Origin of the sequence: uncultured Piscinibacter sp., assembly GCF_937952055.1 — a bacterium.
Classification (GTDB): domain Bacteria; phylum Pseudomonadota; class Gammaproteobacteria; order Burkholderiales; family Burkholderiaceae_C; genus Piscinibacter.
In genome coordinates this window covers 607108-629095 of record NZ_CALFYO010000019.1, presented here as the reverse complement: position 1 = coordinate 629095, position 21988 = coordinate 607108, and the positions used below count along the sequence as shown (strand labels likewise).

21 protein-coding genes are annotated in these 21988 nt (G+C 71.8%); 10 read left to right on the top strand and 11 right to left on the bottom strand.

What is annotated here, in order from left to right:
- Positions 1-14 precede the first annotated feature (14 nt).
- The 3 genes from Q0599_RS10485 to Q0599_RS10475 are packed head-to-tail and all read left to right on the top strand — an operon-like array spanning position 15 to position 3680.
- Positions 15-1502 carry a PLP-dependent aminotransferase family protein gene (locus Q0599_RS10485; RefSeq protein ID WP_298829203.1) on the top strand — a complete coding sequence of 496 codons (1488 nt, stop codon included), beginning with the start codon at positions 15-17 and terminating at the stop codon, positions 1500-1502.
- A complete protein-coding gene (locus tag Q0599_RS10480; RefSeq protein ID WP_298829201.1) occupies positions 1495-2718 on the top strand; it encodes an MFS transporter in 1224 nt (407 codons plus the stop codon). Before Q0599_RS10485 ends, Q0599_RS10480 begins: the two co-directional genes overlap by 8 nt.
- Positions 2715-3680 (top strand): NAD-dependent epimerase/dehydratase family protein, encoded by a 966-nt coding sequence (locus tag Q0599_RS10475; RefSeq protein ID WP_298829200.1) that lies wholly within the window; start codon positions 2715-2717, stop codon positions 3678-3680. The genes Q0599_RS10480 and Q0599_RS10475 overlap by 4 nt, the downstream gene beginning before the upstream one ends.
- On the opposite strand, the gene Q0599_RS10470 is transcribed toward Q0599_RS10475, so the two are convergent.
- Together Q0599_RS10470 and Q0599_RS10465 are read right to left on the bottom strand one after the other, a co-directional pair.
- Positions 3665-4096: a hypothetical protein gene (locus Q0599_RS10470; RefSeq protein WP_298829198.1), complete on the bottom strand. Its 432-nt coding sequence runs from the start codon at positions 4094-4096 to the stop codon at positions 3665-3667. The two genes, Q0599_RS10475 and Q0599_RS10470, sit on opposite strands and share 16 nt — an antisense overlap.
- 11 nt (positions 4097-4107) lie before the next feature.
- On the bottom strand, positions 4108-4920 hold the full coding sequence (locus tag Q0599_RS10465) for an alpha/beta hydrolase (RefSeq protein WP_298829197.1): 813 nt from the start codon (positions 4918-4920) through the stop codon (positions 4108-4110).
- A 202-nt stretch (positions 4921-5122) separates the two neighbouring features.
- Between Q0599_RS10465 and Q0599_RS10460 the strand changes: the two genes are divergently transcribed.
- Positions 5123-8734, top strand: a complete 3612-nt coding sequence (locus Q0599_RS10460) for a PAS domain S-box protein (protein ID WP_298829196.1) — start codon at positions 5123-5125, stop codon at positions 8732-8734.
- Here the strand turns inward: Q0599_RS10460 and Q0599_RS10455 are convergent, their stop codons facing one another.
- Genes Q0599_RS10455 through Q0599_RS10445 form a run of 3 tightly spaced genes read right to left on the bottom strand, consistent with a single transcriptional unit; the run spans position 8735 to position 11172 of the window.
- Positions 8735-9919: an MFS transporter gene (locus Q0599_RS10455; protein WP_298829195.1), complete on the bottom strand. Its 1185-nt coding sequence runs from the start codon at positions 9917-9919 to the stop codon at positions 8735-8737.
- On the bottom strand, positions 9916-10179 hold the full coding sequence (locus Q0599_RS10450) for a hypothetical protein (protein WP_298829194.1): 264 nt from the start codon (positions 10177-10179) through the stop codon (positions 9916-9918). Before Q0599_RS10450 ends, Q0599_RS10455 begins: the two co-directional genes overlap by 4 nt.
- A gap of 12 nt (positions 10180-10191) precedes the next feature.
- Complete coding sequence (locus Q0599_RS10445) at positions 10192-11172, bottom strand: hypothetical protein (protein WP_298829193.1); 981 nt, start codon at positions 11170-11172, stop codon at positions 10192-10194.
- 177 nt (positions 11173-11349) lie between these two features.
- On the opposite strand from Q0599_RS10445, the gene Q0599_RS10440 reads away from it, so the two are divergent.
- Positions 11350-12084: a response regulator gene (locus Q0599_RS10440; RefSeq protein WP_298829192.1), complete on the top strand. Its 735-nt coding sequence runs from the start codon at positions 11350-11352 to the stop codon at positions 12082-12084.
- A 19-nt stretch (positions 12085-12103) separates the two neighbouring features.
- Here the strand turns inward: Q0599_RS10440 and Q0599_RS10435 are convergent, their stop codons facing one another.
- Positions 12104-12559 carry a PaaI family thioesterase gene (locus Q0599_RS10435; RefSeq protein ID WP_298829190.1) on the bottom strand — a complete coding sequence of 152 codons (456 nt, stop codon included), beginning with the start codon at positions 12557-12559 and terminating at the stop codon, positions 12104-12106.
- Positions 12556-13239: a transglutaminase family protein gene (locus tag Q0599_RS10430; protein WP_298829189.1), complete on the bottom strand. Its 684-nt coding sequence runs from the start codon at positions 13237-13239 to the stop codon at positions 12556-12558. The genes Q0599_RS10435 and Q0599_RS10430 overlap by 4 nt, the downstream gene beginning before the upstream one ends.
- A 141-nt stretch (positions 13240-13380) precedes the next feature.
- Between Q0599_RS10430 and Q0599_RS10425 the strand changes: the two genes are divergently transcribed.
- The gene (locus tag Q0599_RS10425; RefSeq protein WP_298829187.1) at positions 13381-14466 is read left to right on the top strand and encodes a Tat pathway signal protein; all 1086 of its coding nucleotides are present in this window, start codon (positions 13381-13383) and stop codon (positions 14464-14466) included.
- A 20-nt stretch (positions 14467-14486) separates the two neighbouring features.
- Positions 14487-14999, top strand: a complete 513-nt coding sequence (locus tag Q0599_RS10420) for a hypothetical protein (RefSeq protein ID WP_298829185.1) — start codon at positions 14487-14489, stop codon at positions 14997-14999.
- Here the strand turns inward: Q0599_RS10420 and Q0599_RS10415 are convergent.
- Together Q0599_RS10415 and Q0599_RS10410 are read right to left on the bottom strand one after the other, a co-directional pair.
- Entirely contained in the window at positions 14986-16689 is a 1704-nt protein-coding gene (locus Q0599_RS10415) for an acyl-CoA synthetase (RefSeq protein ID WP_298829183.1), read from the bottom strand. The genes Q0599_RS10420 and Q0599_RS10415 overlap by 14 nt on opposite strands.
- Positions 16690-16730: 41 nt before the next feature.
- On the bottom strand, positions 16731-17219 hold the full coding sequence (locus Q0599_RS10410) for a GNAT family N-acetyltransferase (protein ID WP_298829182.1): 489 nt from the start codon (positions 17217-17219) through the stop codon (positions 16731-16733).
- Positions 17220-17294: 75 nt separating this feature from the next.
- Here Q0599_RS10410 and Q0599_RS10405 point away from each other — a divergent pair, with 75 nt between their 5' ends.
- The 3 genes from Q0599_RS10405 (at position 17295) to Q0599_RS10395 (ending at position 19300) form a co-directional block, all read left to right on the top strand.
- Positions 17295-18245 carry an alpha/beta fold hydrolase gene (locus Q0599_RS10405; RefSeq protein WP_298829180.1) on the top strand — a complete coding sequence of 317 codons (951 nt, stop codon included), beginning with the start codon at positions 17295-17297 and terminating at the stop codon, positions 18243-18245.
- Between the two features lie 45 nt (positions 18246-18290).
- On the top strand, positions 18291-18665 hold the full coding sequence (locus Q0599_RS10400; protein WP_298829178.1) for a hypothetical protein: 375 nt from the start codon (positions 18291-18293) through the stop codon (positions 18663-18665).
- A 134-nt stretch (positions 18666-18799) separates the two neighbouring features.
- On the top strand, positions 18800-19300 hold the full coding sequence (locus Q0599_RS10395; protein WP_298829176.1) for a hypothetical protein: 501 nt from the start codon (positions 18800-18802) through the stop codon (positions 19298-19300).
- A gap of 7 nt (positions 19301-19307) precedes the next feature.
- On the opposite strand, the gene Q0599_RS10390 is transcribed toward Q0599_RS10395, so the two are convergent.
- The gene (locus tag Q0599_RS10390) at positions 19308-19946 is read right to left on the bottom strand and encodes a PolC-type DNA polymerase III (protein ID WP_298829174.1); all 639 of its coding nucleotides are present in this window, start codon (positions 19944-19946) and stop codon (positions 19308-19310) included.
- Positions 19943-21850, bottom strand: a complete 1908-nt coding sequence (locus Q0599_RS10385) for a DUF294 nucleotidyltransferase-like domain-containing protein (RefSeq protein WP_298829171.1) — start codon at positions 21848-21850, stop codon at positions 19943-19945. The genes Q0599_RS10390 and Q0599_RS10385 overlap by 4 nt, the downstream gene beginning before the upstream one ends.
- Positions 21851-21988: the final 138 nt, after the last annotated feature.

The window sequence follows — 21988 nt, the reverse complement described above, 5'->3', positions numbered from 1 at the left end:
TCACAATGGCCCGCATGGACGCTGCCGACGACGCCTCCGGCCCCTTGTACCAGCGCATCGCTGCCCGCATCCAGGCGGCGATCGCCAGCGGCGCGATGCGCGCCGGCGCGCGGCTGCCCTCGGTGCGCCAGCTCAGCCAGCAGCACGGGGTCAGCATGAGCACCGCCATGCAGGTCTACCGCTGCCTGGAGAACCGCGGCGTGGTCGAGGCCCGGCCGAAGTCCGGCTACTTCGTCGCGCCGCGCGCCCCGGTGCTGCCCGAACCGATGCTGGACCTGCGCATGGAGGCACCGTCGCTGGTCAACATGGACCAGGTGCTGCAGGAGTTCCTGTGGATCGTCAACGATCCGCTGGCGGTGCCCTCGTTTCATGCGCAACCGGCGCGCGAGCTGCTGCCCGAAGCCAAGCTGCAGCACCTGCTGGCCGGCGTGAACCGGCGCCACCCGGAGTACGCCTCGCGCTGCCAGATGGAAGGCAGCGCCGCGCTGCGCCAGGAAATCGCCCGGCGCGCGGTCGCCTCCGGCGTGCCGCTGCGGCCCGACGAGATCGTCATCACCAATGGCGGCCTGGAGGCGATCTACCTCGCGCTGCGCTCGGTGGCCAGTGCCGGCGACACCATCGTGCTGGAGTCGCCGACCTACTTCCACCTGCTGCAGGTGATCGAGAGCCTGGGCATGCGTGCGCTCGAGATTCCCACCCACCCGCGCGACGGCATCTCGCTGGAGGCGCTGGAGTTCGCCACCCGCGAGCGCGGCGCGGTGAAGGCCTGCGTGCTGCTGCCCAACTTCCCCAACCCGATGGGCAGCCTGATGCCGGTGGAACGCAAGCGTGCGCTGGTGCAGCTGGCGGCCGAGCGGCAGATCACGCTGATCGAGAGCGACATCTACGGCGAGTTGCATTTCGGCGAGCAAAGGCCCCCTGTGCTGAAGAGCTTCGATGCCGAGGCTGACGTGATCCTGTGCTCCGCCTTCACCAAGACCGTCGCGCCCGGCTACCGCATCGGCTGGGTGGCGCCGGGGCGGCACTTCCTGAAGACGCAGGCGCTGAAGTTCCGCACCTCGGTGGCCTGCCCGATGCTCACGCAGGAGGTGCTGGCGCAGTTCATCCGCGACGGCGGTTACGACCACCACCTGCGCCGCCTGCGCGCCGCGCTGAAGACGCAGATGCACCAGATGGTCGACGCGGTGGCGCGCCACTTCCCGATGGGCTGCCGCATGAGCCTGCCGCAGGGCGGCATGATGCTGTGGATCGAGCTGCCGAAACACGTCGATTCGCGCGAGGTGTTCGCGCTGGCGCGGCTCGAGCACATCGGCGTGGCGCCGGGCGCGGCCTTCTCGACCACGCGCCGCTTCGACCACTTCATCCGCCTGCAGTACGGGGAGCCCTTCACGCCGGCCACCGAGGCGGCGATGAAGCGGCTCGGCCACATCGTCAAGCGGCTGGCCGAACGGTCGCCGCGCCGGGAGGAGCCACGCGACATGCAAGCCTCGCTCCATGCCTGAGCACGGCGCCGACTCGCGCTACGCCTGGCTGCGCCTGGCCGCCACGCTGGGGCTGATGACCATCGGCTCGGCGGCGATGTACGTCGTCGCCGTCGTGCTGCCGGCGGTGCAGGCCGAGTTCGGCGTGGCACGCGCCGACGCCTCGCTGCCCTACACGCTGCTGATGGTCGGCTTCGGCCTCGGCGGCGTGCTGATGGGCAAGCTGGCCGACCGCTTCGGGGTGATGGTGCCGGTGCTGATCGGTGCGGCCGGGCTGGGCAGCGGCTTCGCCCTCGCGGCAGCCAGCAGCAGCATCCTCGGCTTCGCGGTCGTCTCCGGTCTGCTGCTCGGCCTGCTCGGCAGCTCGGCGACCTTCGCACCGCTGGTCGCCGACACCTCGCTGTGGTTCGTGCGCCGGCGCGGCATCGCGGTGGCGATCTGCGCCAGCGGCAACTACCTGGCCGGCGCGATCTGGCCGCCGATCGTGCAGCACCTGGTCGAGACCGTCGGCTGGCGCGGTGCCTACAGCACGCTGGCGATCGTCAGTGCCGTGGCCATGCCGCTGCTCGCGCTGGCGCTGAAGCCGCGTCCGCCGGCGGCGGTGCCCGGCATGGCACGCGGCGGCACGGTGGCGCAGCCGTCGACGCGGCCGTTCGGCTTCTCGATGAACCAGGCGCAAGGGCTGCTGTGCATCGCCGGCGTGGCCTGCTGCGTGGCGATGTCGATGCCGCAGGTGCACATCGTCGCCTACTGCAGCGACCTCGGCTACGGCGCCGCGCGGGGCGCGCAGATGCTCTCGCTGATGCTGGCCGCCGGCATCGTCAGCCGGCTGGTCTCGGGGATGATCTGCGACCGCATCGGCGGGCTGCGCACGCTGCTGCTCGGCTCGGTGCTGCAGGGCACGGCGCTGCTGCTGTTCCTGCCCTTCGACTCGCTGGGCTCGCTGTACGTGGTGTCGGCGCTGTTCGGCCTGTTCCAGGGCGGCATCGTGCCGAGTTACGCAATCATCGTGCGCGAGTACTTCCCGCCCGCCGAGGCCGGCGCGCGCGTCGGCACGGTGCTGATGTGCACGCTGTTCGGCATGGCGCTGGGCGGCTGGATGTCGGGCAAGGTGTTCGACCTGACCGGCTCCTACGACGCCGCCTTCGTCAACGGCATCGCGTGGAACCTGCTCAACCTCGGCATCGTGCTGCTGCTCCTGTGGGGCGTACGCCGGCGCATGGCGGTGGCGGCGTGAAGCTGCTGGTGCTCGGCGGCACGGTGTTCCTCGGCCGCCACGTGGTGGCACAGGCACTGGCCCGTGACGATCAGGTCACACTGCTGCACCGCGGGCGGCGCGGTGTCGGCCTGTTCCCGGCCGCCAGCACGCTGATCGGCGACCGCGACGGCGACCTCTCGGCACTGCGCGGCCGCCACTTCGACGCGGTGATCGACTGCAGCGGCCACACCGCTGCACAGCTCGAGCGCAGCACGGCGCTGCTGGCAGCGGTGCCGCACTACCTGTTCGTGTCGAGCATCTCGGTGGGTGCCGCCTTTCCGCCTGGCCGGGCCTACGATGAGGCGCTGCCGCGTCTGCCCGGACACGAGGGTTACGGACCGGGCAAGGCCCGTGCCGAAGATGCGCTGCTCACGGCGCGGCCCGGCCGCGCCACCATCGTGCGGCCCGGCCTCATCGTCGGTCCGCACGACCCGACCGGGCGCTTCACGCACTGGCCGATGCGGGTGGCGATCGGCGGCGAGCTGCTAGCGCCGGGTCGGCCCGGGCGGCCGGTGCAGTTCATCGACGCGCGCGACCTCGCCCACTGGTGCCTGCGGCTGGTCGAGCGGGGCACCACCGGCAGCTTCCACGCGATCGGCGACACCCTGCCGATGGAGGAGCTGTTGATGACCTGCCGCGAGATGGCACGCAGCGACGCGCGCTTGCGCTGGATCGACGACCGCGCGCTGCTCGAAGCCGGGGTCCAGCCCTGGAGCGAACTGCCGCTGTGGATCCCGGAAGACGACCCGCACTTTGGCGGCATGCTGCTCGGCTCGAACGCCCGTGCCCGCGCCGCCGGCCTGCGCACCCGTCCGCTGGCCGAGACGGTGCACGACACGCTGGACTGGGCGCGCACGCCCGAGGGTCAGGCCAGCCTCGGCACGCCGGCGATGAGCGCGCAGCGCGAGGCGGCGGTGCTGGCAGCTCAGCCGACGGCCTGAACCTCGCGCTCCATGGCCTCGCGCAGGCGCGCGGTGATCGCGCCGGGCGCCGGCGGCGCCATGAGCAGCCAGACGAGCAGGCGCCGCGACAGCGGCACCGTGCGGTTCCAGGGCAGCAGCGCAAGCAGGCGTGCAAGCACGCAGTAGTCGGCCACCAGCAGCAGGTTGACACCGATGAACTGCAGCGGGTGCAGCACCTGCAGCGGCGGCCAGCAGCCGGCCAGCAGCAAGCCGAGGTAGCTGACGCGCACCTGCACTGGCAGCGCCAATGGATGCCGCAGCCGCACCAGCGCGTGTGCCGCGTTCAGCGCCGTCAGCGCCATCGCCGCTGCCAGCGCGTGCGGGGCGCCGGCGAAGTGCGCTGCCAACAGCAGCGCGGTGAGCTGCCAGTACAGGCGGGCCAGGCGCGGCGGCATCGTCGCCTCGCTCAGGCCGCCAGGCCCATGCCGGCCCAAGCGTCGTGCACCGCCATGTGCGCGGCCACGCGCTGCGGCGCCTCGATTGGCCCGAGGTGGCCGAGGCCGTCCAGACGCTCCAGCCTCGCGTCCGGCAAGGTCTGCGCGAGCCGTTCGGTGACGCGCAGCGCCGGCGCCGGCGAGCGCGTGCCGCACAACAGACGCACCGGCAACTCGAGGCGGCGGAAGTCGGACAGGCGCAGCGGGTCGCCGAACAGCGCCTCGAATTCGGCGCGCACCTTGGGCATGCGTGCGACGACCGCATCCTGGCGAGAGGGCGACAGCGCCGCCCAGCTGCCCTCGCTCGACCAGTAGTCGATGAACAGCGCGGCCGCGTCGCGGCCGCGCCCCTGCAGCACGCGCGCACCGATCTCGCGGCCGACGGCGACGATGTCCTCGAACAGGCGGCGATCCCTGCCGTCGCCGTCGCGCAGCAGCGCGAAGCGCACCGGTTCGTAGACGGTCAGGCTGCGCACGTGCTGCGGCCAGCGCAGCGCCAGCTGCAGCGCGACGCTGCCGCCGTACGAGTGGCCGACGAGGTGCACGCCGGCGGGCGCGGACTGCAGCAGGCCGACCAGGCCGAGCGCCTCGGTGTCCAGCTCCAGCGTCGCGCCGGGCAGCCAGATCGCGCCCGCGCCGTAGCCGATCAGGTCGGGCGTGTGCCAGGTGGCGCCATGCGGCGGCAGGCGGCGCCAGGCATCCCACTGGCGACCTCCCGCGCCGCTGCTGTGCAGTGCGATCAGGACGGGGGCGGTGGACGTGAGCGGCGACAGGGTGGCGGGCATGGCAATCTCCTCGGTGGGTGTGGCACGACGGCTGCGTTGGCAAGAGAGCTTCGCCAGCGCTGGTAACGCGGCGATGTCGCCGCGCCACCCCAAGAGGTTGCATTGGTTGCGCGCGGCGCGACCCTGCAATCCGCATGTATCCGGCACGTATCGGGCCGGCAAAACCCACCACGGCGCGGAGGCCGCGCCCTAGACTGCGCGCATGCCGCCCGACACGCCGCCCCGCGACCTGGCTGCGAGCGCCACGCGCCTCGAGGCGCAGCTCGCCGCGCTGCGCCGCATCGCGCTGGCCGTGGCACAGCCGGGCGGCGAGGCACCGTTCGAGATGCTCGTCGGCGAGCTGGTCGAGGCGCTGCAGGTCGACACCGCCTTCGTCGCGGTGTTCGCCGACGACACGCGCCAGACGCTGCGTACCTTGGCGGCGCGGCTGGACGATCGGCCGCTGGCCTGCTTCGACTACCCGCTGGAGGGGTCGCCCTGCGCGAAGGTGGTGGGCCGCGACTTCCGCTACGTGGCGCGCGGCGTGTCCGCCGAGTTCCGCCCCGGCACGATGTTCGCCGCGAAAGGCATGGACTCCTATGCCGCCTACCCGCTGCACGGCGGCGAAGGCGCGCCGCTGGGCCTGCTGGTGGCGATGGACCGGGAAGCGATCGCCGAGGGCGACGCCGGCCATGCCGAGGCGATTCTCAAGGTCGTGGCCGTGCGCGCCGCGGCGGAGATCGAGCGGCTCGCCGCCGGCGAAGCATTGCGCCGATCCGAAGCCAGCTACCGCGCCATCTTCGCCGCCGCCGAGGACGCGGTGTTCATCCACGACTGGGACAGCGGAGCCATCCTCGACGCCAACCCCAAGGCCTGCGAGACCTACGGCTGCAGCCGCGACGAGCTGCGCCGGCTGTCGCTGGCCGACATCAGCAACGGCGCGCCCCCCTGCGCCGGCGCGGATGCGGCGCACTGGATGGCGCTGGCCCGGCAGGGCCGCTGCCCGCCCTACGAACGCAGCCGCCGCAGCCAGGACGGCAGCCTGCACTGGGACGAAGTGCGCCTGAAGCCGGCGACGATCAACGGTCGGCCGCACCTGCTCGCGTTCACGCGCGACATCACCGAGCGCAAGGGCGCGATTGGCGCGCTGCAGGCTCGCGAGGCGCAGTACCGCGCGATCTTCGACGGCAGCGCTGACGCCCTCGCGCTGTGGAACCGGGAACTGCGCATCGTCGACATCAACCGCGCGTTTACGCGCATGTTCGGCTATCGCCCCGACGAGGTGGTCGGCGCGAGCTTCCCGCGCAGCATCGGCGCGGAGGCCGTGGCGCGCCGCACCGCGCTGCTGCGCGCTGCGCTCGCCGGCGACGAGGGGGTGATGGAGACCGAGGCGGTGCGCAAGGACGGCAGCCGCTTCGAGATCGAGCTGCGCTACCTGCCGATCCGCTATGCCGATTCCCCGCACGTGCTCGCGATCGGCCGCGACATCACCGAGCGGCGCGAGCGCGAGCGCGCCCTCGAGCGCAGCGAAGCGCAGTACCGGGGCATCTTCAACGCCTCGGCCGACGCGCTGGTGCTGCGCGCGGCCGACTTCAGCATCGTCGATGTCAACGCGACCTACGAGCAGATGAGCGGCTACCGGCGCGAAGAGGTGATCGGGATCGACCGCGTGCTCGCCAACCCGCCCGAGACCGAGGCGACGATCCGCGGCCTGCATGCCCAGGCCCTCGCGGGCGAGCCGATCGCGCTGCGCACCCAGCTCGTGCGGCGCGACGGCCTGCGCTACGAGCTGGAGTTGCGCGGGGTGCCGGTCGAACACGGCGGCCGGCCCCACGTTCTCTACATGGGGCGCGACATCACCCAGGCGATGCAGGCCGAGCAGGCGCTGCGGGACAGCGAGGCGCAATACCGTGCGATCTTCAACGCCTCTGCGGACGCACTGATGCTGTGGAACAGCCAGCTGCTGCGCGTGGACGTCAATTCGGCGCACGAGCAGATCTTCGGCTTCACGCGCGACGATGTCGTCGGCAAGGCCTTCGAGAGCCTTCCGTATCCCGACGAGTTCGTGCAGCCACGGATGGACATGTTGCGGCGAGCACTCGCCGGCGAGGCGTCGCGCGCCGAACTGGAGGCGCTTCGCAAGGACGGCCGGCGCATCGTCACGGAGCTGCGCACGGTTCCCATCCGGCACCGCGGCGAGCCCCACGTCCTGCAGATCGCACGCGACATCACCGAGCGGCTCGATCGCGAGCAGGCGCTGCAACGCAGCGAGGCGCGCCTGCGCGCCACCGTCGAGGCGGCCTTCGATGCGGTGATCGGCATGGACGGCGAGGGCCGCGTGGTCGAGTTCAACGCCGCCGCCGAGCGCATCTTCGGTCACCGCCGCGAGCAGGTGCTGGGCCGCTCGCTGGCTGCGCTCATCCTGCCCGAGCGGCACCGCGCAGCGCACGAGCGCGGCCTGAAGCACTTCCCCGCCACCGGCCGCGGGCCGATGGTCGGCCGCCTCGTCGAGACCACCGCGGTGACCGCCGACGGGCGCGAGATTCCCATCGAGCTGGCGATCAGCGTCGCCGCCGTGCCCGAGGGCAGCATCTTCGTCGGCCACCTGCGCGACATCAGCGCGCGCCGCGCCGCCGAGGCCGAGCGCGCCGCGCTCGAGGCGCAGCTGCGCCAGGCGCAGAAGATGGAGGCGATCGGCCAGCTCACCGGCGGCATCGCCCACGACTTCAACAACATCCTCACCAGCGTGATCGGCTATCTGGTGATGGGACAGGAGCGCGCCGAGTCACTGGCCGACGCGACGCTGTCGCGCCAGCTCGGCCAGGCACAGCTTGCCGCACAGCGCGCCCGCGAGCTGATCGCGCAGATGCTCGCCTTTGCGCGCCGCCGGCCGTCGCGCCGGCAGCCGCTGGCTCTGGCGCCGCTGCTGCGCCAGTCGGTGCAGTTGCTGCGCGCCACGCTGCCTTCGTCGATCGTGCTCGACGCCGTCGAGCTCGGCGCCGCGGACGACGAGGCGATGCCGCAGGTGGAAGGCGACGCGGTGCAGCTCGAGCAGGTGCTGTTCAACCTGTGCATCAACGCGCGTGACGCGATGGACGGCGCCGGCCGCATCCGCATCGGCCTGCGCGAAGCCTCCGGCGGCTGGCACTGCCGCTCCTGCGGCGAGCGCATCGACGGCGGCCGCTGGGTGGAGCTGTCGGTCACCGACGACGGCGCGGGCATCGGCGCCGACGTGATGCCACGCATGTTCGACCCCTTCTACTCCACCAAGGAGGTCGGCAAGGGGTCGGGCATGGGCCTGGCGATGGTGCATGGCATCGTGCACGACCACCGCGGCCATATCTGCGTCGACAGCGTGCCCGGCCACGGCGCGCGCTTCCGCGTGCTGCTGCCGAGCGCCGACGGTGCGTCGGCACAAGGCACCGTCGTGGCCGCCGCGCCCGAGCCGGTGCACCGGAGGCTGGCCGGCCGCGTGCTGCTGGTCGAGGACGAGACGCTGGTCGGCGACTACCTCGCCGAGCAGCTGCGCCACTGGGGCCTGGCGGTGACGCTGCACCGTGACCCTCACACCGCGCTGGACTGGCTGGCGCAGGACGCTCTTCGCACCGACCTGCTGATCACCGACTACACCATGCCGCAGATGACCGGCCTGCAGCTCGCCCGCCAGGCGACGCGGCTGCGCGCCGGCCTGCCGGTGCTGCTGGTCAGCGGCAACGCCGACGGCTTCGACGCGGCAGTCCTGGCCGACAATGGCGTGCGCGCCGCCCTGCCCAAGCCGATCGACGTCGAGCGGCTGCGCGCGCTGCTGCACGAAACGCTCGCCGTGCGGCACTGATCACGCGCCGTGCGCGACGGCCGCGGGGAACGCGTGCCGCGCACGCTGCGGCCACACCAGCGCCGCGGCGAGCAGCGCCAGCGCGATGTCGATCGACCACAGCGGCCGGTCGCTGCCGCTGGCCTCGGCGAGCACGCCGCCCAGCCAGATGCCGGCAAAGCTGCCGAGCTGGTGCACCAGCATGACCACGCCGAACAGCGTGCCCAGGCGCTCGACGCCGTGGGCGCGCGCGACGAGCTGCGTGGTCGGCGGCAGCGTCGCCATGTGGCTGGCGCCCATCACCAGGGCGAAGGCGATCATCAGCTCGGCCGTCGGCGGCAGCAGCAGCAGCATCACGATGCCGAGCGCGCGCACGCCGTACAGCGCCACGAGCAGCCAGCCCGCGTCGTGGCGGCGCAGGGCCGCCCCGACGAGCAGGCTGCCGGCGATGTTGGCGGCGCCGGCCACCGCGATCCAGCTGCCCGCCAGCGAGGCCGGCAGGCCGCAGCGTTCGATCACGCCGGGCATGTGCACGGTGAGGAAGGCGACGTGGAAGCCGCACACGCCGAAGCTGGCGGCGACGCGCCAGAAGCGGGCGTCGCGCAGCACGTCGGCGACCGGCTGGGCGGGCGCGCGCGGTGCCGCGCTCGGGCTGCGGCGCAGCGGCAGCGCCAGCGGCCAGGCGAGCAGCGACAGCGCCGCCAGCGCGAGCATGGCCCACGGCCAGCCGCGCCAGTCGATCGCGCCCTGCAGCGCCGGTCCGGCGAGCATCTGCCCGACCGAGGCGCCGGCGCCGATCAGGCCGACCGCTGCACCGGAGCGGGCCGGGCCGAGGCGACGGCTCACCTCGCCGAGCAGCAGACCGTTGCTGCCCACCGCGCTGCTGGCCACGGCGCTGGCGATCAGCGACAGCGCCACCGCGCCGGGCAGCACCGACCAGGCCGGCAGCGCCGTGCTCGCCGCCAGAGCCACGGCGCCGACGACGATGACGCGCGCGGCGCCGAAGCGGTCGGCCCAGTGGCCGACCAGTGGCTGCGCGAAGCCCACGGCCAGCTGGCCGAGGGCGAGGAGGAGGCTGAGCGCCGCCAGGCCGAGGCCGGAGGCGCCGTTCAGCGGCGAGACGAACAGACCGGTGGCGGCGCGCCCGCCGCTGGCCAGCGCCATCAGGGCGGCGGCGGCCAGCGTGAGGCGCCAGGCGGCGTTCATGCCGCTCCCCCACGGGGGAGGTCCTGCAGCACGCGCAGGCGAGTCGCCTCGACCCGGCCCTCCAGCTCGGCGCGCACCGAGCCGAGCTCGCTGCGGGCCAGGCCGATGTCGCGCAGGCTGCGCTCGTCGAGCGATTCGAGCGCGACCGTGGCGCTGCGCTCGCGACCGCGCGCCAGCCAGGCGCGCACGCGGTCACGCAACCTGGCCAGCCGCCGCCCGGGCGCCGTGATGGCCGTCGATGGGGCGGCGAAGGTGGACATGACTGCCTCCCCTCAGGCCGCCATCGGCAGCGGCATCGCGGCCTGCAGCGGCACGGCGTAGGTCAGCGGTGCGAGCGCATGGTGGATACGCGCTCCCTGCGCCTCGTCGAGCAGCGCGAACAGCGTCTTCTGGAAGCGCGGCTCCATCACGCCGGAGACGATGTACTGCCAGCGGTAGGCCTTCAGCACCAGCGCATGCACCTCCTGCGCCTGCGCTTCGCTGAAGCTGCGGCCAGCGCATTGCACGAAGTAGCGCGCGTCGGCCGCAGCCTGCGCCTGCAGGATGCCGTCGACCGCCCCCACCAGGGCGATCAGGTCGTCCACCGCCGCGTCGCGCTGCGCAGGCGTCAGCGTGGCGTCGATGCGCTGCAGTTCGATCTCGTCGAGGATGGCGTGCTGCGCTTCTTCCTTCCAGTGGAACAGGAACACGTCCTTCCACAGTTCGGAGAGCTGGGCATCGGGCTCGATGCTGGCGCGGTAGTGCGCCTGCGTGAACAGCTCGATGTCCAGCGTCAGCGCCAGCACCGCCCAGTCGCTCTTGGACAGCACCGCCCCGGCCACCGCGTTGGCGTCGGCGCTCTGCACGTAGCCGGCAGGCATGTCCTCGGCCATCATGTCCTCCAGGCGGCGGAACAGCGCCTGGTGCTTCAGCTCCTCGTCGGTCATGCGCACCAGCGCTTCCAGCGCGGTCTGGTCGCCGAAGGCCTGCTCGCGGCCCAGGTCCATCACCTTGGCGGCGATGAAGCGCTCGACCAGCCCGAAGATGTAGGCGTAGGTGCGGCCCTGCACCTGGCTGAGCAGGCGGCGCTCGCCGCTGCTCAGGAAGGGCAGCTCGTCGACCAGCGACAGGCCGGCGGGCAGGAAGGACTTGCCGTAGTCGAAGCGGCGGCCGCGGATGACGTCGCGCTCGATCTCCCAGCGCACGCGCTTGGAGACTTCGATCACCTTGGCGTGACGCGAGACGGTGGTGGGAAGGGTGGTGGTCTGGCTCATGGTCGGGGTTCCTCGGTTCGGGTCTGCCGGTCGACACCGCGTCGTCCGGCATGGAGTGGGACTGTGGGCGGCTGCCGTATCCGCCTTGCGGCAATGCCGCTCCCGATTGGCGCGGACTTGTAGCTGCCGTGTACGGCCGTGTTTCATCCGTTGCGTCGCGGCGGCACAATCGGCGACATGGACCGATCCGCGAACCTGCTCGTCGTCGACGACGACCCCTCGGTGCGCAGCATGCTGATGGAGTACCTGGGCGGCCACGGCTACGCCGTGCGCGCCGCCGCCGACGGTGCGGCGATGCGCGAGGAGATGGAGCGCGAACTGCCCGACCTCGTGCTGCTCGACCTGCGCCTGCCCGGCGAGGACGGCCTGACGCTGGCGCGGTTCCTGCGCGAGCGCTACGACGTCGGCATCGTCATGGTGACCGGCTCGGACGACGTGATCGATCGCGTCGTCGGCCTGGAGGTCGGTGCCGACGATTACATCGGCAAGCCTTTCGACCCGCGCGAGCTGCTTGCGCGCGTGAAGAGCGTGTTGCGCCGCATGCAGGCGAAGGCGCAGGAGACCGCCGCCGAGCCGGCGGCGGCCTCCGCCGGCACGCGGCAACGTTTCGGCCGCTGCGAGGTGGAGCTGGACTCGCGCCGCCTGTTCGACCTCGCCGCCGGTGGCGAGGAGGTGGCAATGACGGCGATGGAGTACGACCTGATCCGCGTCTTCCTCGCCAACCCCAACCGCGTGCTGTCACGCGACCAGCTGCTCATGCACACGCGCAACCGCGAGTGGGAGCCGTTCGACCGCTCGATCGACATCCGCATCGGGCGGCTGCGCCGCAAGGTGGAGCCCGAACCGGGCGGCGAGCCGCGCTGCATCCGCACGGTGCGCAACGCCGGCTACATGTACGTGCCGCTGCCCTGAGGGCGCGGCGCGGCCGGCGTCAGCCCGCCGCGCCGCCCTCCGCGAGGGCCGCCGCGAAGGCCGCGCCGATCTTGAACACGCCGCTGACGCGCGCCACCGGTTCGCCGTCGGCGCTGACCAGGCCCTGCGCAAAGACCATGCTGCGCGTCGTGCGCAGCACCTGGGCCTCGCCCTGCACCCAGGCGCCCAGCGGCGCCGGCGCCAGGTAGTCGATGTCCAGGCTCACGGTCGGCAGGAAGCGTGCGCGCAGGCCGTTGTTGCGGCGGAAGGCAGTGATCGGCAGCAGCATGTCGCAGAAGGTGGCCATCATGCCGCCGTGGCAGATGCCCATCGTGTTGGTGTGCCGCTTCTCTACGCGAAAGCCGAGCTGGTAGGCCTCGCCCTCGCATCGCTCGAACAGCGGCCCGTTGGCGACGATGAACTCGCCGCCGAGCGTGAGCGGCGCGAAGCCTGCAGGGATCGCCGGCGTGCTCATCGCTGCACCTCGCGCGCCACGTCGGCATCGAAGCTGGCCGAGTGCATCGCCGCCTGCCCGGGCCGCCAGGCGGGGTAGGTCGCCTCGAAGGCGGCGACGATGCGCGCCAGCGGCATGTCGTCGAAGGCGCCATGCTGGTTCACGTATTCCATGTGGCGGTGTCCGGCCTTGTCGAAGGGGTGGTAGATCGAATCGCTGCGGCCGTCGAAGTGCAGCGGCAGCAGGCCGAAGCGCTCGCACAGCTCGATGTTGAAGGCCGGCGTGGCCTTCACCCAGCGGCCATCGATCCAGAGATCCGCATAGCCGTGCCAGACGAACAGGTCGGTCTGCAGCGTGCGGCGCAGCCGTTCGGTGCTGAGGTGGTTGCGCACGTCGGCATAGCCCACGCGCGCCGGGATGCCGGCAGCACGCGCGGCCGCGACAAGCAGCGCGGCCTTCGGCACGCACCAGCCATGGCCCTGTGCGAGCACGGTGCTGGCGCGCATGCCCTGCACCGACAGGTCGATGCGGTAGGGGTCGTAGCGGAAGCCGTCACGCACCGCGAGCGCCAGCGCCACGGCGCGCTCGCGCGTGCCGGCGCCGACGGCATGGTGCCGCGCGAAGGCGATCACCTCGGGGTGGTCGCTGTCGAGCAGCGCGGTGGGGGCGAGGGCGGCGGCGGAGGGTGGCAGGGGTTGCATGACCACAGTGTGCCGTGAGCGCCCCACGGTGGCTGTCGCGCAGGCGCTTGCACGGCGTCGGACCTTCGCTTGCGCCATGTCATGCCCGCGGCCGAAGCGCTGCGCTGCAATCGGCGCCCGGGCCAGTTCGAGGGAGTGCGAATGCAGACGCGTCGACAGTGGATGCGGGCCGCGGCCGTCGGCGCGGCCGCGCCGCTGGCCGCCTGCGGTGCGGAACAGGCCTACGAGCAGGCCGTGACGGCCACCTGGCAGCTGCCGCAGAAGCTGCCTGCCGAGGCCACAGCGGTGCGCCGCGAGCTGGTGCGCTGCGCCACGCTCGCGCCCTCGAGCCACAACACGCAGTGCTGGAAGTTCCGCATCGCCGCGTCCAGCATCGACATCGTTGCCGACCTGTCCAGGCGCTGCCCGGTGGTCGACCCGGACGACCATCACCTGCACGTGTCGCTCGGCTGCGCCGCCGAGAACCTGATCCAGGCCGCGCCGCGCCACGGACTGCACGCCGAAGCCAGCTTCGACGCGACGATGGGCATCCGTGTCGCGCTGCAGGCCGCATCGGCCTCGATCCCGCCGCTCTACGCGGCGATCGCGCAGCGCCAGAGCACGCGCGGCGACTACGACGGCCGGCCGCTCGGCACGGACGAGTTGCGCCTGCTCGAGGCGGCAGGCAGCGGTCGCGGCACGCAGGTGATGCTGCTCACCGCCAAGCCGGCCATGGAGCAGGTGCTCGAGCTCGTGCTTGCCGGCAACACCGCGCAGCTGCAGGACAGTGCCTTCGTCGAGGAACTGAAGGCCTGGATCCGCTTCAGCGGCGACGAGGCGGTGCGCCGCGGCGACGGCCTGTACGCCGCCTCGTCGGGCAACCCGACTGCGCCACGCTGGCTGGGATCGCGACTGTTCGACCTGTTCGTCACGGCGGACGGCGAGAACGACAAGTACCGCCGGCAGGTCCGCTCGTCGGCAGGCATCGCGGTGTTCTTCTCGGAGGCCGACGACGCCGCGCATTGGGTCGAGGTGGGCCGCAGCGTCGAACGTTTTGCGCTGCAGGCGACGGCGCTGGACATCCGCCATGCCTACGTCAACCAGCCGGTCGAGGTCGCCGCGCTTCGAGCGCAGCTGGCGGCCCTGCTCGGCATCGGCTCGCGGCGCCCCGACATCGTCGTACGCTTCGGTCGTGGCCCGCGCCTGCCCGCGTCGCTGCGCCGGCCGCTGCCGGCGGTCCTGGTCTGACGAATCTCGAAAGTGACACCATGCCGAAGCTGCTGCACGCCGTTCTCGCCGTCCTGTGCGCGTCGTGGACCCTTGCCGGATCGAACGCCTGGGCCGCCCAGCGCGGCACCAGTGCGACCGGCGTGGATCACGTCTCCGGCGGCGTCGGCCAGGACGAGCAGCAGGCCCTGCTCGCCGAGCGCGGCGACTACAGCTTCTGGCTCACGACGGCGGTGCGCAAGAGCGGCGCGCACCTCTCCGGCGTGCTGGTGCGCATCCGCGAGGCCGAGACCGGCCTGCTCGTGCTCGACCACCGCATGGACGGGCCGTGGCTTTTCGCCAGGCTGCCAGTAGGCCAGTACGAGATCGACGCGACGCTGCAGGACCTGCGACTCGGCCGCATCGAGGTGCAGCGCGGCACCACCACCATCCACCCCAACGACCGCCACCAGCTGCTGTTGTACTTCGATACTGGCGAGGCGATCGGCGAGCGCGCCCCGGGGGCCACGCCGCCCAACCCATACGGTGGCGACCTGCCGGTCAGGAAGCCCTGAGGCGGGCGCGCTCCTCTTCCTGCAGCCGCAGCACCTTGCGTTGCACTTTGCCGGTGGTGGTCATCGGCAGCGCGGCGATGAACTCGATCTCTTTCGGGTACTCGTAGGGCGCGAGCTTGCCACGCACGTGGCGCTGCAGTTCCCCGACCAGCGCATCGCCCGGCGCGTGGCCGGACGCGAGCACCACGTAGGCCTTGACCACGGCACCACGCTCGGGGTCGGGCTTCGGAACGACAGCGGCGTTGGCCACGGCCGGGTGCTTGACCAGGCAGTTCTCCACCTCGCTCGGCCCGATGCGATAGCCCGCGGCCTTGAAGACGTCGTCGCTGCGCCCCTGGTACCAGAGGTAGCCATCCTCGTCCATCACCGCGGTGTCGCCGGTGCGGCACCAGGAACTGTCCGGGTCGGCGGTGAACTTGCTGCGCGTGGCCTCCTCGTTCTTCCAGTAGCCGAGGAAGAACACCGGGTCCGGGTGGCCGTGCACGTCGAGGCGGTGCACCGCCACGTCGCCCGGCGTGCCGCGTGGGCACTCGCGGCCGTCGTCGTCGATCACCGAGATGCGGTGTCCGGGATAGGCGCGGCCCATGCTGCCGGCGCGTGCCGGCCAGGCGGGATGTTCGCGGCCGTGGGCGTCGACGTAGCGGCCGCAGTTGCCGACGATGTAGTTGATCTCGGTCTGTCCGAACATCTCGTTGACGACCACGCCGAGTGCATCACGGCACCAGGCGAACACCGCGTCGCCCACCGCCTCGCCGGCGCTCATGATGGCGCGCAGCTTCAGCGCATGGTGCTCGCGCGGGTCCGGAACCGCCTTCATCATCGCCTTCAGCGCGGTGGGGAACAGGAAGGTGTGCGTGACGCCGTGGCGCGCCATCAGCTCGAGCGCGCTCTCGGCGCCGAAGCGGCCCTGGTAGGCGACGATCTCGCGGCCGAAGTACAGCGTCGGCAGCAGCGCATCCATCAGCCCGCCGGTCCAGGCCCAGTCGGCCGGCGACCAGAACACCGCATCGTGCTGCGGGAACCAGTTCTGGCTGCACACGAAGCCGGTGAGGTTGCCGATCAGCGCGCGGTGTGGGATCAGCGCGCCCTTGGGCGGGCCGGTGGTCCCGCTGGTGTAGATGAGCACCGCCGCCTCGTCGGCCCGGGTGCGCGCCGCCGCGAACTCGGCAGGCTCGGCGGCCAGCGCTGCCTGCCAGTCGATGTCGCCCTGCCCTGCCGCGTCGCCGGCCGCGATCAGGTGGCGCAACCCAGGGCAATGCGGCCGCGCGGCGAGCAGGTTGACGATGGCGCTCTCGTCGACGATCGCCGCGACCGCATCGCTGTGCTGCAGGCGGTACTCGAGCGCATCGGGGCCGAACAGCATCGACAGCGGCATGGCCACCGCGCCAAGCTGGAAGACGGCCATGTTCGCCACCGCGGTCTCGAAGCGCTGCGGCATCACGATGGCGACGCGGTCGCCTCGCCGCACGCCGAGCCGCGCGAGTGCGTTCGACAGGCGGTTCGCGTTGCACTGCAGGTCGCCGTAGGTGAACTGCGCCGATCGCCCGTCTTCGTGCTCGTAGCGGATCGCCACCGCCTGCGGCCGTTCGCGCGCCCAGCGCGCCGAGCACACCTCGGCGATGTTGAAGTGCTCGGGCACCTGCCAGCGGAAGCCGGCGTGCAGTGCGGCGTATCGATCGTGGGACGGCATGGCGGCGAGCTTAGGGGCGCGCCGGCGCCGGGCGCATCGGGTCAAGCACCGAAGCGCCGCAGCGCATCGCCGCTGACGCGGCAGATGCGCCAGTCGGGCAGCAGCGTCGCGCCCATCCTCTCGTAGAAGCGGATGGCGTTCTCGTTCCAGTCGAGCACGCTCCACTCGAAGCGGCCATAGCCTCGCTCCACCGCGATCGCGCCCAGGCGCGACAGCAGCGCTTCACCGATGCCGCGTCCACGCTGCGCCGGCTGCACGTAGAGGTCTTCCAGGTAGAGCCCGGGGCGCGACAGGAAGGTGGAGAAGTTGGTGAAGAACAGCGCGAAGCCGACCACCGTCGACTCCACCTGCGCCACCAGCGCCTCAACCACCGGGCGCTCGCCGAAGAGGTGCGGGTGCAGCGTTTCGGGCGTGACCTGCAGCAGATGGGTCAGCTTCTCGAACTCGGCGAGCTCGCGGATCAGGCCGACGATGTCGGCCACGTCGCGCGGCTCGGCGGCGCGCAGGGTGAAGTCGGGCACGGTGTCCATGGCGCCCATTGTCTCAGTCGCGCCTGTCGCGGCACCGACAGCATGCGCGGGTGAATCGGCCTACAGTCGCGCGTCATGACCGCTCCCGTCTACCTTCCGCGCCGCACGGCGCGCAGTCTGTTCCTTCACCTGCGCGGCTTGCGCTACCACTTGCTCGCCTGGGGCGATGCCTCGCTCGTCACGCCGCAGCGCCCGCCGCTGGTGTTGCTGCACGGCTGGATGGACGTGGCCGCCTCGTTCCAGTTCATGGTGGACGCGCTCGCCGCCGACCGCTACGTGGTGGCCGCCGACTGGCGCGGCTTCGGCCTCAGCGACGCCGGTGGCAGCGACAGCTACTGGTTCCCGGACTACCTGGGCGACCTCGACGCCCTGCTCGACCACCCCGACATCGCCCTGGCCGGCGCGCCGGTCGACCTGCTCGGCCACAGCATGGGCGGCAACGTGGTGATGCTCTATGCCGGCATCCGCCCCGAGCGCGTCCGCAGGCTCGTCAACCTCGAAGGTTTCGGCATGCCGCAGACGGTGCCCGCCCAGGCCCCCAAGCGCTACCGGCAGTGGCTGGACGAACTGCGCGAGCCGGCACAGCTGCGCCCCTACGACAGCCTCGCCGCGGTGGCCGAACGTCTGCGCAAGACCAATCCGCTGCTTGCCGAGGACAAGGCCGCCTGGCTGGCGCCGCACTGGTCGCGCCAGGACGAGGACGGGCGCTGGCAGATCCTCGGCGACCCGGCGCACAAGCGCGTCAACCCGCTGCTTTACCGCGTCGACGAGGTCCTGGCCTGCTGGGCGCAGATCCGCGCGCCCCTGCTGTGGCTGGAGGGCGACCGTACCGACGTCGAGAAGTGGTGGGGCCACCGCTACCCGCGCAGCGAGTTCGATCAGCGCCTCGCCGCCGTGCCGCGGGTCGAGCGCCACGTGCTCTCGCCCGCCGGCCACATGCTGCACCACGACCAGCCGCAGGCACTGGCGCACCGGCTGGAAGCCTTCCTCGACGCAAGGGGCGATGCGACCGCGCCGGCAGCGTGAGAAGTGAGAAGATAGGCTCTGCTGTCAGGTACCGGGGAGGTCGCGATGAGTGCCGCGAAGACGATTCGACGCCTCGGTTTTCGCAAGTGGTACGAACGAGAGTTGCTGCAGAGCCATGCCAACCTCGTTCTGCTGCTGCTGGCCTGTCTCGGCCTGCTCGGTGCGGCCGAGGCCTACAGCGCGCGCCTGCCCTTCCTCGACCAGATCCAGATCGTCCTGGCGGCATTGGCCAGTAGCGTCATCGGCGTGTTTGCGCTGCGCCGCTACCTCTACCTGCTCAGTCACGCCGAGTACGTTGCCAACCAGGCGGACTGCGAGCACTGCGGCACCTATGCGCGCTTCGAGTTGCTCGGCGAGCACGGTTCGCGACTGCAGGTGCGCTGCCGCAAGTGCAGGCACGAGTGGCACATCGAGCTCTGATTCTTCATCACTTGGTGGCGCACGCGACTCACTTGGTGACAGTCGCTGCAGTCGCCGGAAACGTGATCTGCTGCCATGAACCCGTGTCAGCGCCGGGTCAGTTTTAGGTAGGATGCGGTCTGCTACGGACACCTATGGCGACCATCTACTCCAAGACCGCAGACGGCCAGCACGAAATCGAGACACGTGCACGTCGCCTCACGCCGCGGGCCCGGTCTGCGCTGATCCTCGTGGACGGCAAGCGCAGCGACGCCGATCTGTCCAAGCTCGTGCAGCAGGCGGACGAGGCGCTGCAGGCGCTGCTCGAGCAGGGCCTCATCGAGGTGGTGGCACCCTCGAAAAGTTCGCCAAGGGACGAGGGTCCTGCCTCGGTGTCGGGTCCGTCGTCGCTGCCGGGCTCTTCCCTGCCTTCCGCGACCATGGCCAAGGTCGAGTTCGTGGCCTTGCGTCGCGAGGCAGTGCGCGCCATCACCGACCTGCTCGGGCCGGAAGCCGAGATGCTGGCGCTGAAGATCGAACGCGCCAACGACGAGCTGCAGTTGCGCGCCGCGCTGGAGCGCGCCGTCGCCTACATCGCCAACGCCCGCGGCGGCGGCGCGGCGGCGCAATTCACCGCCAAGTTCCTGATCGGCTAGCCGCGGCTCAGCGCGGCAGCCAGCGGCGCGTCCCTGCCAGGCGCGACAAGGCCCTCCAGCCGTCGCCCTCGCGCTGCGCCCGCACGTGCGGCCACAGCTTGAGCAGCAGTTCGGCGGTGGCCAGCGTGTCCGATGCCGCCTGGTGGCGCACCGCACAGCGCACGCCCAACGATGCCATCCACTCGTCGAGCGAGCGAGCGTTGACGTCGGGGCGCACCACCTGCGCCACGTCGGCGAGGTCGACCCAGGGGTTGGCCAAGGTCCGGCCGAGCACGGAACGCATGGCCCGCTGGATCAGCACCTCATCGAAGCCGACGTGAAATCCGATCAGCGGCGAGCGGCCGGCCCATCGCTCGAAGGCGGCCAGCGCCTCCACCGGTTCCACGCCGTCGCGCTGCGCGCCGACGCCGATGCCGTGCACGAGAATGTTGGCCTTGTCCACAGGCGCGGCCTGCTGGCGGATCACCACCTCGAAGCTGTCGGCCAGGTCGATGCGCGGCGCGCCGGCGTCGCGGCTCAGCGCAATCGCCGCGATGGCGAGCAAGCGGTCGCAGGAGGGGTCGAGCCCGCTCGACTCCACGTCCAGCACCACCCAGCGCCGGTCGTCGGCCGCGCCGGCACCTCGGGGCCTGAACCAGCCGATCATCGCTGGTAGTCCAGTTCCAGGCGCTGCTGCAGCGTGCGCGCCACGCGCAGGCTCTCCTTCAGCATGCGGCGATCGATGTCGTTGAGCGCGCCCACGTCGACCAGATTGGCGTTGCCGTCGGGCGCGCCCACGGCGCCGGGGCTGGCGGCGTCGAGCTGCACCTGCAGGCGCAGCAACTGGAGGAACTCGAAGGCGGCGGCCCAGGCCTCGCCCTCCCTTGCCCCGGCACCCAGTGCGATCGCCGCCGCCTGGAGTCGCGCCCGCGTGCCGGTGGCCGGCACGCCGTTGGCCAGCGCGTACAGGCGCGCCACGTCGACGAAGATCGCCGTGCCCTGCAGCTTGAGGTCGATGGCCTCGCGGCCGGCGACCTGGCGGGTCTCGATCGCGCCTCGCCAGTTCAGCGGCGCGCGGTGCTCCAGCGCATTGAGCGCGAGCTGCTTCATGAACCGCGGCAGGCGCGGCGCCTGCTCGGTGAGCAGCTCGCGCAATGGCGCGGCCAGTTCGGCGCAACCAGCCAACGGCCTCAGGTCGAAGTAGATGCTGGCATTGAGCAGATCTTCGGGCGCCCCATGCTCCATCCAGCGCCCGAAGCGCTGCGCCCACTCGGCCGCGGTCAGGCAGCACTGGGGGTTGGAGGCCATCACGTTGCCCTTGCACAGCGGGTAGCCGCACTCGTCCAGCGCCTCGTTGACCTCGCGGGCAAACTCCAGCCATTGCGGACGGTCGCGCTCCGGCTCGTCGCTGTCGAACACCAGTCCATTGTCCTGGTCGGTGGAGATGGTCTGCTCGCCGCGGCCTTCGGATCCGAAGGCGAGCCAGCAGGCGCGATCCAGGTCCAGAGCGCGACGCTCGGCGACGAGCACCACGAGCCGCTCGGTGAGCACGTCGTTGAGGTGGCTGATCAGTTCGGTGAGCTGGCGCGCGCGTACGCCCTGACCGAGCAGGTTGCGCGCGAAGCGACGGATGTCGGCGGCGGCCTGGCGCAACGCGGCCACGTCGGGCGCGGCACGCAACGTGGTGCTGACCTGCTTGAGCGACAGGCGCTGCAGCGCGAACAGGTCACGCTCCGAGACGATGCTCACCGCGCGTCCCGCTTCGGTGATCGGCACGTGGCGGATGCCGTGGCGCGACATCAGCAGCGCTGCGTCCTGCGCCGTGTCCTCCACCCTCAACGTGCGCAGCGGCGCCGTCATCACCGCCTCGATCGGCGTGGACAGCGGCAGTTGCGGCAGCGTCACGCGGCCGAGGATGTCGTGCCGCGTCAGGATGCCCAGCGGCCGGCCCTCGCCGTCGGCGACGAGCACCGAGCCGACGCGGCGCTCGTGCATGGTGGCCAGCGCCTGCGCCAGCGGCGTCTCGGGCGACGCGCACACCGGCGCCTTGCGCGGCAGCGCGGACAGCGGCGCCTCGAGCGACTGCTCGGCCAGCGTCTGCGAGGCGAACGCGGCCTGCAGCGTGCGCCGCGACAGTTCCAGGTACTGCGCGACGCGGCGGTTGAGGAAGTCTGCGAACGGCGCGCTGTGCGTCGCCAGCTCGCGCACCAGCGCCGCCGGCACCATCAGGCAGAAGCAGTCCTCGTTGGCCTGGTAGGTGGCGGTGACGGCGCGCTCGCCCATCACCGCGCCGACCGGAAACAGGTCGCCCACCTCGTAGTGGAAGCCGCCGGCGGCCTCAGCCAGGCCGCGGTGGCCGGTGACGCTGCCCTGGCGCAGGTAGAGCAGGTGCTGGGCAACCCCGGCCCCGGGGGAGAGCAGCGCCTCGTCCGGCGCGAAGTAGGCCTGCTGCGCGCCGCCGATGAAGCGGTCGACGTCCTCGGCCCTCATCTGCGCGAACGGCGCATGCGCCATCAGTTCGCTGCGCAGGTTGGCCAGCAGGCTGGCCGACGGCGTGGTGGCGTTGCTCATGATGATGCGGATGGTACGGACAGAGCCTCGGTCGGATCAGGGCCTGGATCAATCCGGCGACCGGTCCGGCCGCCCAACGAAAAGGGCCCCGCTCTCTCGAGCGGGGCCCCGCGCTTCACGAAGAAAGCGTCGGACCTT

Coding starts and splice junctions, on each gene's coding strand:
- Q0599_RS10415 (WP_298829183.1), bottom strand. CDS start 16,689: ATGCCGTCCCACGATCGATACGCCGCACTGCACGCCGGCTTCCGCTGG.
- Q0599_RS10405 (WP_298829180.1), top strand. CDS start 17,295: ATGACCGCTCCCGTCTACCTTCCGCGCCGCACGGCGCGCAGTCTGTTC.
- Q0599_RS10470 (WP_298829198.1), bottom strand. CDS start 4,096: ATGCCGCCGCGCCTGGCCCGCCTGTACTGGCAGCTCACCGCGCTGCTG.
- Q0599_RS10430 (WP_298829189.1), bottom strand. CDS start 13,239: ATGCAACCCCTGCCACCCTCCGCCGCCGCCCTCGCCCCCACCGCGCTG.
- Q0599_RS10480 (WP_298829201.1), top strand. CDS start 1,495: ATGCCTGAGCACGGCGCCGACTCGCGCTACGCCTGGCTGCGCCTGGCC.
- Q0599_RS10440 (WP_298829192.1), top strand. CDS start 11,350: ATGGACCGATCCGCGAACCTGCTCGTCGTCGACGACGACCCCTCGGTG.
- Q0599_RS10455 (WP_298829195.1), bottom strand. CDS start 9,919: ATGAACGCCGCCTGGCGCCTCACGCTGGCCGCCGCCGCCCTGATGGCG.
- Q0599_RS10400 (WP_298829178.1), top strand. CDS start 18,291: ATGAGTGCCGCGAAGACGATTCGACGCCTCGGTTTTCGCAAGTGGTAC.
- Q0599_RS10485 (WP_298829203.1), top strand. CDS start 15: ATGGACGCTGCCGACGACGCCTCCGGCCCCTTGTACCAGCGCATCGCT.
- Q0599_RS10425 (WP_298829187.1), top strand. CDS start 13,381: ATGCAGACGCGTCGACAGTGGATGCGGGCCGCGGCCGTCGGCGCGGCC.
- Q0599_RS10385 (WP_298829171.1), bottom strand. CDS start 21,850: ATGAGCAACGCCACCACGCCGTCGGCCAGCCTGCTGGCCAACCTGCGC.
- Q0599_RS10450 (WP_298829194.1), bottom strand. CDS start 10,179: ATGTCCACCTTCGCCGCCCCATCGACGGCCATCACGGCGCCCGGGCGG.
- Q0599_RS10435 (WP_298829190.1), bottom strand. CDS start 12,559: ATGAGCACGCCGGCGATCCCTGCAGGCTTCGCGCCGCTCACGCTCGGC.
- Q0599_RS10390 (WP_298829174.1), bottom strand. CDS start 19,946: ATGATCGGCTGGTTCAGGCCCCGAGGTGCCGGCGCGGCCGACGACCGG.
- Q0599_RS10410 (WP_298829182.1), bottom strand. CDS start 17,219: ATGGACACCGTGCCCGACTTCACCCTGCGCGCCGCCGAGCCGCGCGAC.
- Q0599_RS10460 (WP_298829196.1), top strand. CDS start 5,123: ATGCCGCCCGACACGCCGCCCCGCGACCTGGCTGCGAGCGCCACGCGC.
- Q0599_RS10420 (WP_298829185.1), top strand. CDS start 14,487: ATGCCGAAGCTGCTGCACGCCGTTCTCGCCGTCCTGTGCGCGTCGTGG.
- Q0599_RS10465 (WP_298829197.1), bottom strand. CDS start 4,920: ATGCCCGCCACCCTGTCGCCGCTCACGTCCACCGCCCCCGTCCTGATC.
- Q0599_RS10445 (WP_298829193.1), bottom strand. CDS start 11,172: ATGAGCCAGACCACCACCCTTCCCACCACCGTCTCGCGTCACGCCAAG.
- Q0599_RS10395 (WP_298829176.1), top strand. CDS start 18,800: ATGGCGACCATCTACTCCAAGACCGCAGACGGCCAGCACGAAATCGAG.